The organism is Paracoccus sp. PARArs4 (assembly GCF_947311865.1).
In the GTDB taxonomy this organism is placed as follows: Bacteria; Pseudomonadota; Alphaproteobacteria; order Rhodobacterales; family Rhodobacteraceae; genus Paracoccus; species Paracoccus zeaxanthinifaciens.
In genome coordinates, this window is sequence record NZ_CAMZMW010000031.1 from 1 (window position 1) to 9,808 (window position 9,808).

Below are 9,808 nucleotides of genomic sequence, written 5' to 3' on the forward strand. Positions count from 1 at the left end.
CCCCCGGCGCGCAAGCGCGCCCGGACTGTGCATTTTTTGCCTGCCTTTTAGATCATAAGAAGGCAAAAAAATAAGTTATTGTTTTTGCTGGTTTTTTTAGGGGGGGGTGCGTCATGAGCTATGACGCACCCCTGCGTCATGAGCTATGACGCACCCCTGCGTCATTTGAGGCCACTTTTTGTCCACCTCTGGCCAATTTTTGTCCTTTACTTGAGGACACTATTCGGTAGCTTATGACCAATTTTCGGTCACACCTGACGCACCCCTGCGTCAAAAAAGTGCAACTTGATCGACACCTCAAAGGGCCAAGAACATGACAAAAGCTGTTGCCGCTTCACGATCAGCAACTGGCCAGTGGGTCCAGACGGAGAGAGCTGCGCACGAAGCTTGGGCGGCGCTGATTGGACGCGCTCCGAAAGCCGCTCAGTTGATGCACATCCTGACAGCGCGAGTTGGGCAACATAACGCTGTCGTGGTCAGCCAAAAAAATCTGATGAAGCTAATGGGGTGCAGTCGCCGCACTGTTCAGCGTGCCCTTGATACCCTGTGTGAAGATCGTTGGGTCGAAGTGCGGCAGATCGGAGAAAACGGCACGGTCAACGCCTACATCATCAATGATCGTGTCGCATGGAGTGGCAAGCGAGACGGTATCCGTTACAGCCTGTTCAGTGCTGCGATTATCCTGTCTTCTGATGAGCAGCCCGATCAAGCACTGCTGGACGAACTGGAGCCATTGCGCCGGGTGCCATCTCTGTTCCAAGGCGAACGGCAACTACCCTCGGGAACAGGTCTACCCCCCATATCGCAGCCTTTTTTTGATGGCATGGAGCCCGATCTTCCCTCGACGGAAGAAGGCGAATGAGGCCGTTCCGCGTTCCGCCCGGAACGGCTAAAATGGTGCACCACAGAACGGCAGGCGTTCCATGTCATTCCTAACCTTATCTCAAGCTGCAAAATCCATCTCAAAAAGCAAATCAACGCTCAACAGAGCCATAAAATCAGGTCGATTGAGTGCGGTCAGAAATGAAGATGGAACATTCTCGATTGACCCCTCCGAACTTGCCAGAGCGTTCCCCCAGAACGCACCGGAACGCGCACCAGTGGCGCACCATGAAGCGCATTCGGAACGCCCCGGAACGGAAGACTCCAGCAAAATCGACATGTTGGAACTGCTTCTTGAAAGAGAACGCGAAGCTCTTGCCCGCGAACGAGAAGTATCAGCAGATTTGAAAGAGGATCGGGACCGTTGGCGGGCCCAAGCAACAGGGCTATTGTCCGACCTCCGAACCGCTCAGGAAAGGACTGCATCTGCGACTTCCTCGGAAGATCCGCCTGCCCCGCAGTCTAAGGGATTTTGGAAGCGTCTTTTTAGTTAAGGATTTTGAACGTGCGCTTGAGCTTCAATGAGATCCGGGCGCGCGCTGCCCGTTTCGCCAAAGATTACGCAGATGCAACTTATGAGAAGGGCGAGACACAGACCTTCTATAATGACTTTTTCCAGATATTTGGTGTTCAGCGGCGTTCCGTCGCCCGCTACGAGGAACACGTCAAGAAGTTGAACAACAAGTCCGGCTTCATCGACCTGTTCTGGCCCCGTGTCCTGCTGGTCGAACAGAAATCGGCCGGGCGCGATCTTCTGAAAGCCGAGGTCCAGGCTGGCGAATATTTCGACGCCATCAAAGAAACCGACCGCCCTCGCTTTCAGCTCCTTTGCGACTTCCAGACCTTCCAGCTTCTGGATCGCGATACCCGCGAAACCTCATCGTTCGCGCTGGCCGATCTGCCCAAGCACGTCGAGAAGTTCGGCTTCATCATGGGGATGGAGAAACGCAGCTTCAAAGACCAAGACCCGGTCAACATCAAGGCGGCCGAGTTGGTCGGACGGCTGCATGACAGCCTTGAGGCCAGCGGCTACAAAGGCCACCAGCTTGAGGTTTTCCTCACTCGAATCGTTTTCTGCCTGTTTGCCGACGACACGGGCATCTTCGAGCCTCGCGACATCTTCCTAGATTTCCTTGAGAACCGCACCAAAGAGGATGGGTCGGACATCGGCCCCCTGCTGGCGCAGCTTTTCGACGTTCTCGATACCCCCGAAGATCAACGTCAGACCACCTTGGACGAAGACCTGGCGCGGTTTCCCTATGTGAACGGCGGGCTGTTCTCGGCCACGATCCGCACCCCGGCCTTCAATGCCGAAATGCGCCAGCGCCTGCTGGATGCCGGACAGTTCAACTGGTCTGGGATTTCGCCTGCGATCTTCGGTTCGCTGTTTCAGTCTGTCATGGACAAGCAGGAACGCCGGGAGGCGGGCGCGCACTACACCACTGAAAAGAACATCCTCAAGGTCATCGGCCCGCTGTTCCTGGACGAGTTTCGCGCCGAGTTCGAGGGCTTGAAAGCCCGCAAAACTAACCGCGTAAAGCTGCTGCAAGCCTTCCACGACCGTCTTGCCAAGCTAACCTTCCTTGACCCCGCCTGTGGCTGCGGAAACTTCCTCATCATCACCTATCGCGAGCTGCGCCTGCTGGAAATCGAGGTGCTGCGCGAGATTCACCGTGACGACCTAGCCCGCATGAAGGGTGGGGCGACGGAATTGCCCCTGCAATCCCTGCTGAAGATCGACGTGGACCAGTTCCACGGCATCGAATTTTCCGAGTTTCCTGCCCGCATTGCGGAAACCGCCATGTGGATGATGGACCACATTATGAATACGCAGGCGAGCTTGGAATTCGGCGCGGCTTTTTTGCGCATTCCGCTGCGAAAATCCCCGGCCATCACGCATGGGGACGCGCTGGAGCTCGATTGGCAGGCGCTGCTGCCCGCTGAACGGTGTAGCTACATCATCGGCAATCCCCCCTTCATCGGGGCAAAATACCAGTCTGAGTTCCAGCGCGCCCAAGTGCGGCGCATCGCAGGATTGGGCAAAAGCGGTGGAACGCTAGACTATGTGGCGGCATGGTTCCTCAAAGCTGCCCGCTATGGGCAAGGGCACAAGGTGCCTTTCGCCTTTGTCTCAACGAATTCCATCGTCCAAGGCGAACAGGTGGCGCAGCTGTGGCCTGCGTTGCTGGACCGGAGCGGCATGGAGATCGCCTTTGCCCACCAGACCTTTGCTTGGGGGTCCGAGGCGCGCGGCAAGGCGGCGGTGCATGTCATCGTTACCGGCCTGGAGCCGCGCAACGCGGCACGGCCCGTCAAGCGGCTGTTCAGCTATCCCGACATCAGGGGTGAACCGATCGAGACGCAGCCAACGGCGATTTCCCCGTATCTGACCGATGCCAGCGCCTTGGCCAATCCGCATGTCGTGATACGCGAGGAAAGCCGCCCCATCAATGGTTTGCCTAAGCTTATCACTGGATCGAAGCCTATCGACGGCGGGCATTACATTTACTCTTCTGAAGAGCGTGACGCATTTATCGCGAATGAACCTGCGTCAGCGACCTACTTTCACCCGTTCATTGGAGCCAGAGAATTCATTCAAGGAAGCACGCGCTTCATACTGCGTGTCTCTGAAATTCCTGTATCGTCCCTACGCAACATGCCATTAGTTCGCGATGTTATTGCTCGTGTAAGGGAATATCGCCTTGGCAATATACCTTCCAAAGGAAAGGGACCAGAAACTATAAAGCCACCAGGTATGTCTTCCTTAGCTTTGGCTGAAAATCCAACCGCGTTTCATGTCACGGTCGTTCCGCAAGCGCCCTTCTTGGTTATTCCCCAAGTAAGCTCGGAACGCCGGGACTATGCCCCTATCGGATGGCTGAATCCCCCTACAATCCCGAGCGACAAGCTGCGGCTAATGGAAAATGCATCCCCAGAACTTTTCGCCCTACTCACCTCGTCCATGCACATGGCTTGGATGCGCGCCATCACAGGGCGAATGAAAAGCGACTACATGTATTCGGTCGGCGTGGTCTATAACACTTTTCCGCTGCCGCCTGCGAATGCGCTGTCCGCCCTCGCACCCCATGCAAAAGCGATCCTCGATGCTCGCGCCAATCACCCCGGCGCGACACTGGCCGATCTCTACGATCCCGACATGATGCCCGCCGATCTGCGCCGCGCTCACAATGCCAACGACCGCGCCGTGGACCGCCTCTATCGCCGCACCGCCTTCGCCTCAGAAAGCGACCGCGTGGCCCATCTGCTCGGCATGTATGAACAGCAAGTCGCCGGGATGCTGGCTACGCAGAAGCAGAAAAAACCGCGTCGAACGGCGAAGTCGAAGGCGGACAAAATCTAAACTCAAAGCAAGCATTTTTGCCCAATAAAATTCATGCTTGCTGGATTTCAGCAAGCATGAGATTGTGGCGTAAGCAAGCATTGGGGATTCGCATGACAGACACACCACAGCAGAAGGGGGGGGTAGCCCGCTCGCGCGCGCTATCGGCGCAAGAACGGTCGCGGATCGCAAAAGAGGCTGCACAAAAGCGGTGGGGAAATCAGCCTTTGAAAGCGGTCCATGGGTCGCCAGACAAACCAATCCGAATCGCTGATATTGAAGTTCCTTGCTATATTCTTGCTGATGAACGCCGTGTCGTAGCAACGAATGGTGTTTTGGACGCTTTCGGCTTGGCTCGTGGCGGAGCGATGATTAAAGGTATGAATCGCCTTGAGCTTTTTGCAGCACAAGACCGTTTCAAACCCTATGTTTCCGACGATCTTCTTGCTCGCATATCAACCCCCATCCGTTTCAAGGTTGGTTCCCAAGAAGCAAATGGTTTCGATTCCGACACACTGATAGAAATGGCGGAAGCAGTCGTCGCTGCCGACGACGATGGGGTTTTGCAAGCTCAACAGGTTCATATAGCGCACCAATGCCGGGTAATTACACGTAGCCTGACACGCATCGGCTTGATCGCTCTGATTGACGAAGCAACGGGCTATCAGTCCAAGCGTGAAGCTGACGAACTCCAGCAGATTTTAACCGCATACATCAGGCCAGAACACCGTCCTTGGGTGCAGACAATTCCTGTAGAGTTCACAAATGAACTATACAGGGTTTATGGATGGAAGCGTCAGGAGCAGAACCGTGGGCCGCGCTACGCAGGGAAGCTGATACGCGAATTGATCTATGAAAAGATGCCAAAACCCGTCCTACCCGCGCTCGATGAGGCCAACCCAACGGATGCGAACTATCGACGGAAACACAAGCATCATCAGTTTCTGACAGACAAGCAGGGGCTTGATCACTTTCGTAGCCAAGTCATTACTATGATGACCGTCCTTCGCATTTCCAGCAACAAGGACGAGTTCAGAAGGAACCTGCAAAAGCTTTATGGTGATCAGCTAGAGTTTGATTTTTAACCTCAAGCGGCAAACCTACAGGCTATGGTCTATACCTCTGTCCCGATGTCGGGCTTCTTGCTCCAGCTCGCGTAGTCGCTCCTGCTCTTGTAACCGCTCGGCTTCTTCCACCCGTTGCCGGTCTTCGGCCAGACGCTCCCGCTGCAACTCGGCAGCGCGCCCAGCCAACGCTTCGCGGTCAATTCCCTGCGCGGCGTTACGCATACGCTCGGCCAGGCTGCTGGCAGGCTCAGAGGCATGGACTCGGCCAGATACGCCGTCGCTGCGGCCCTGATGAGCCTCCCATGCAGCGCGCATCCGGGCCACAATGTCTTGCCGCTCGCTGGCGCCACCAGAACGCCCCACGTTCTCAGCATGAACCAGTCCCCGTTCCGGCACGAGGCGTTCCGCGGCGCGTTCCAGCCAAGAACGCGCCCGCTCGGCCAGCTCCTGCGCCACGCGAGCCACCTCGGCGGCCTGCGCCTTTACCTCGCGCCAGACCTGAACGGCCGCAACCTCGATGCCGCGCTCCTTGAGCTGCCACGCCCCGGCGGAAAGCTGCGGTAGTGGCTCGCGGTCCAATGCGACGGCCCGCACGGTCTCGCGCAGCTCCTCGGCCTCGTCGCCGCGTTCCCGCGCCTCTGCGGCCAGCTCAAGAGCCTCGTCCCGTTGCGCTTCCAGAGTGCGGTGGTCGATGCGCTCCTCGATGCCGGCGCGTTCGAGGGCGAGATTGGCACCCTGTGCCCATGCCTCCCGCCAGTCTTCGAGAAGCTCGACCTTGTTCCAGTCGCGGTTCTTAGTGGTGAAGCCTTCGGGGTCGATCTCGCGGGTGGTGAGCAGGATATGGGCGTGGTGGTTGCGATCATCACCGTCGCGCCCCGGCGCGTGCAGGGCGATATCCGCGACCATGCCGAGATCCACGAACTGTTCCTGGGCAAAGTCGCGGACCAGCTCGACCCGCTGCGCATGGGTCAGCTCGGCAGGCAGGGCTACGCGCACCTCGCGGGCGACCTGGCTGTTCTTGCGCGTCTCGGCTTCCTCGACCCGGTTCCAAAGCTCGGATCGGTCGGAGACCCAATCCGGCGCGTGGTCCGGGGCGAGGATCTCGGTGTAATCGACGCCGCCGCGCTTGGCGTAATCGAAGACAAGGCCGGTGCGGCGGTCTTCGATACGCTCCGCCACGCGATAGGCAATAGCCGCCGTGGCGCTGCGGCCCTGGCTGCGGGAAATCATCGAGGCTCGAAGATGGTAGATCGCCATGTCAGCGCCGCACTCAGCTAAGGGTTCAAGGGAAACGCGAGTGTTCCCTTGCCCACACAAACGCGCAGCGTTTGTATAAGTGGGCACTTCGTGTCTTGCACCCTATCCTCTCTGCGGCCAGACTTGCAACCATTGAGAGAAGTCAGGATTTTAAAATGACACGCAGCATTGATCAGCAGATTGCCGAGGCGCAGGCGAAGCTGAACCGTCTCAAGAGCAGACAGAAAGCCGCCGATACCAGGCGTAAGATCATCGTCGGAGCGGTTGTCACGACCGAGGCTTTGAAAGATCCAAAGATTGCACGGTGGATGGCAGGCACCTTGCGCAAGAACGTCACCCGCGATGTGGACCTCAAGGAGGTGACGGGACTGCTCGATGAACTCGACGCCAAGGCCGCTCAGGCAAAAGGGGATCGGGAATGAGCGGCGTCAAAGACCCCTTCGAGATCCTGGCCGATGAAATCACCCTCATCCGCCGCCAGATCGACCAGCTCCAGCGCACAAGCCTCGACAAGACCGAGGCGAAAGCCCTCAACGCCAAGGTCGTGCAAGGCTTGGATGGCATGTCGAAAGTCGGACCCGCCGTCCAACACCGCATCGAGAACAGCCTTCTCACCGTAGCCACAGATCTCCGCCTGCACGCCATGCACGCCGCCTCCAGCGCCGCCCAAGATGCCATCCATGAAGCGCATCGCGAGAGCATGGAAGCTTCCGAACGGCTGCTCAGCGCCGCAGGAGAGGCCCGTAGGCAGGCTTGGCGCTATTTCGGCGGGTTCTGGGTGTGGCTGGCCTCTGTGGGCCTCACAGGGGCGCTCCTGGGCGCTCTGGCGGTCTTCTGGCTGCAAGGCCGCGCCGATGCCCACAAGTTCGGCCAGAACCCCGGCATCTTCTGCCGATCGGCAGGCGGGCAGGTGATCCCGAATACCGAGGGCCGTAAGTTCTGCGCCTTCTGGATTGACCAGCCCTCGCAGTCCGGAAATTAACGGCTCATGCCCATCTCGCGCGACAAGGCGATCATGTTCCGCGCCCGTGCCACTACGCTCAGGGCGCGGGCGACATAGGCCGGATCATCGCCCGCCTCAGCCATGACCGCTTCGAGATAGGCGGCAATGTCTTCCTCGGTCCTGAGGTAGTCGGCGCTGTCGTAGCGGGCAAAGGTCTCTTCGGTCATCGATCACCCCTCCCATCCTGCGGCATTGGTTTTGCTTTGCGGTTCAGAAACCGACCAGCACCATGTCCAGCGCGGCCATGATCTCGCTGTCCTGTTCGGCCAAATTGGCGACGGGGCTGCGCAGCAAAGTGCGCGGAACGGCTGCCATGAACTGCGTGACCATGACATGCGGCTCGGCTTCGATCTCGAAAACGGGATTGAGCCGCTTTGCAGGCATCGGGGCTTCGGACAAGGGCAGGAGCGGCACCACGATGCGGGTATTCAGCCCGTTCAGAATGTCGGCTTGGACATCCAGAACATAGCCCGCCCCGGCGGGGCGGGCGTAAACGTCGAAACGAGCCATCAGAACTGGCGATAGGGATCGAGGGGCAAACCGTGCGCGTCGATCCATGCGTTCGAGCTGGCAAGGGCCTCGGCATTCGCGCGCTGCCACGCTTGCGCTTTGGCTTCGGCCACGGCGCGACGCAACCCTGCCTCAGCAGCTTGGGACAGGTTCACGCCGAAGGACCGCGCTTCCGTCAAAAGCAAAGGGTCCAGGGTCAGGTTCGTCGGCTTCCGGGGCGCTGATTGAGCTTGCATGGATTTCTCCTCAAGTAGTGCGCATGATATATGCGCACTGCCTTGGTAGACAAGCGGCTTGATAAGGTCCCAAGCAGACCCACCCCCCTAGTCCTTCCGGCGCATAACAGAACTTCTGCAGGGTAGTGGCAGCGGTGCCCTTTGTAGATAGCAGATCAAGTGCATCGAGCTAATAGAAGGTTGTTAATAAGGGTTTCAATAAACTTTGCCTCTTCCTCAGGTTCTGAACAGTTGTACTGCTCCTTGTCCGCATTGACCCATGCCTCGCTTAAAGTCCCTCCCATTGGCGTATTGGTAAGACGGGCACTGTAGATACAATATCCCGACCATGAACGATGAAAATACAGCCGTTCATCCTCATGGAAGATGAACCACCGGTCCTCCATATCCCTAGGAACAAGACCGGAGATGATCTTATCATAGTCACGACGATCAAAGTTCAGGGACAGATCTAGGTTCTGCCTTGCTTTTGGAAGAGGCAGTGTCCTGAAGGAGAGGCGTGTGGCTGCTTGCATCTCTGCTCGATCAGCCCCTGCCATTTCTTCGGCCAATTGTTGCAGCATCTCGCCCTCGATGTCGTGCTGGTAGCGAAATCCTATCCCCAACCTTGTGAAGTAGTTTGCATGCTCGTTGTCAAAGGGTATCCAGTCCCCCAATTGATTGTTTCGATTTTCGCTCTTGAGGGAGATGACGACGCGGTCATGGGTTCTCCAATAGGAGAACAGTTCGTCCTGGCTCATGGGAATATCGCGCTTGAGGATATGCGTGATCATCCTGTGCCGATCTGTCAGATGGGCACGTTCGATCCCCTTGATCCTGCCCTTCCCTGCTTCACGGTAGGCGTTCAGGGCCTCTCGGGTGATCCCAACGGCGCGCCAGGCAAAGGAGTCGGCGTAGAACAGTTCGGACAAGACTGTTCGGAGGGTCTTGGCTGGGTAAAGATGCTGGGTCGCGTGGAGACGCAGATATATGTCGTAAGTGACCTCATCACGGGCCGATGCGTTGTCTTCAGCGATGTTCATGCCAAGCTTCCTTTCCCGCTTCCACGCAACATTGCAGAAACCTTATCGCTGTGTCGAAAATCGTGACACACACAAGCAAGCTTTGCCCGATCGTAGTAGGGTCCTTCCTTTGGCCCCCCATACACAACCCCTGGCTGATCCCCGCCCCCCTGCGCGTTCCGCCGCATAACACCCAATATCGCCAGATCAGTATCTTCCGGTTGAAGTGCAGCCTTCACACAGGCCGTCTCACAAGCCGATCCCGCCCCTGCCGCCAGACCAGCGGTCGAGAAGGCTTCCCCTCCCCCGGACCCCCACCCGCCGCGCGCGCATCCGCACGCGGAGTCGTCCACTCGGCCCACAAGGGGCCTCGCGTCCGACGGCATGCAAAAACTACACAGCCCGTCCGTTCGGCGGGGGGTCGCCAGCTACCTGGCGGGCGCTCCCCCCCGGCGCGCAAGCGCGCCCGGACTGTGCATTTTTTGCCTGCCTTTTAGATCATAAGAAGGCAA

The 9,808-nt window shown here is 58.0% G+C and carries 11 protein-coding genes; 6 read left to right on the plus strand and 5 right to left on the minus strand.

Annotation, left to right across the window (positions count from 1 at the left end):
• Window positions 1-313 precede the first annotated feature (313 nt).
• From QMZ16_RS15960 to QMZ16_RS15975, 4 genes are all read left to right on the plus strand, one after another.
• On the plus strand, window positions 314-862 hold the full coding sequence (locus QMZ16_RS15960) for a helix-turn-helix domain-containing protein (RefSeq protein WP_235674093.1): 549 nt from the start codon (window positions 314-316) through the stop codon (window positions 860-862).
• 61 nt (window positions 863-923) lie between these two features.
• A complete protein-coding gene (locus QMZ16_RS15965) occupies window positions 924-1,376 on the plus strand; it encodes a hypothetical protein (RefSeq protein WP_235674092.1) in 453 nt (150 codons plus the stop codon).
• A gap of 11 nt (window positions 1,377-1,387) precedes the next feature.
• Window positions 1,388-4,243: a DNA methyltransferase gene (locus tag QMZ16_RS15970; protein ID WP_282603985.1), complete on the plus strand. Its 2,856-nt coding sequence runs from the start codon at window positions 1,388-1,390 to the stop codon at window positions 4,241-4,243.
• Window positions 4,244-4,335: 92 nt separating this feature from the next.
• Entirely contained in the window at window positions 4,336-5,307 is a 972-nt protein-coding gene (locus QMZ16_RS15975; RefSeq protein ID WP_282603986.1) for a P63C domain-containing protein, read from the plus strand.
• Window positions 5,308-5,322: 15 nt separating this feature from the next.
• Here the strand turns inward: QMZ16_RS15975 and mobQ are convergent, their stop codons facing one another.
• Window positions 5,323-6,546, minus strand: a complete 1,224-nt coding sequence (gene mobQ, locus QMZ16_RS15980) for a MobQ family relaxase (protein WP_282603987.1) — start codon at window positions 6,544-6,546, stop codon at window positions 5,323-5,325.
• A gap of 155 nt (window positions 6,547-6,701) precedes the next feature.
• On the opposite strand from mobQ, the gene QMZ16_RS15985 reads away from it, so the two are divergent.
• Window positions 6,702-6,968 (plus strand): hypothetical protein, encoded by a 267-nt coding sequence (locus QMZ16_RS15985; RefSeq protein ID WP_282603988.1) that lies wholly within the window; start codon window positions 6,702-6,704, stop codon window positions 6,966-6,968.
• Complete coding sequence (locus QMZ16_RS15990) at window positions 6,965-7,528, plus strand: hypothetical protein (RefSeq protein ID WP_282603989.1); 564 nt, start codon at window positions 6,965-6,967, stop codon at window positions 7,526-7,528. Before QMZ16_RS15985 ends, QMZ16_RS15990 begins: the two co-directional genes overlap by 4 nt.
• On the opposite strand, the gene QMZ16_RS15995 is transcribed toward QMZ16_RS15990, so the two are convergent.
• The 4 genes from QMZ16_RS15995 to QMZ16_RS16010 form a co-directional block, all read right to left on the minus strand.
• Window positions 7,525-7,716: an addiction module antidote protein gene (locus QMZ16_RS15995; RefSeq protein WP_282603990.1), complete on the minus strand. Its 192-nt coding sequence runs from the start codon at window positions 7,714-7,716 to the stop codon at window positions 7,525-7,527. The two genes, QMZ16_RS15990 and QMZ16_RS15995, sit on opposite strands and share 4 nt — an antisense overlap.
• A 43-nt stretch (window positions 7,717-7,759) precedes the next feature.
• Entirely contained in the window at window positions 7,760-8,059 is a 300-nt protein-coding gene (locus tag QMZ16_RS16000) for a CcdB family protein (RefSeq protein WP_235674090.1), read from the minus strand.
• On the minus strand, window positions 8,059-8,295 hold the full coding sequence (locus tag QMZ16_RS16005; RefSeq protein WP_108503561.1) for a type II toxin-antitoxin system CcdA family antitoxin: 237 nt from the start codon (window positions 8,293-8,295) through the stop codon (window positions 8,059-8,061). The genes QMZ16_RS16000 and QMZ16_RS16005 overlap by 1 nt, the downstream gene beginning before the upstream one ends.
• A gap of 155 nt (window positions 8,296-8,450) precedes the next feature.
• Window positions 8,451-9,317 carry a hypothetical protein gene (locus tag QMZ16_RS16010; protein WP_235674089.1) on the minus strand — a complete coding sequence of 289 codons (867 nt, stop codon included), beginning with the start codon at window positions 9,315-9,317 and terminating at the stop codon, window positions 8,451-8,453.
• Window positions 9,318-9,808: the final 491 nt, after the last annotated feature.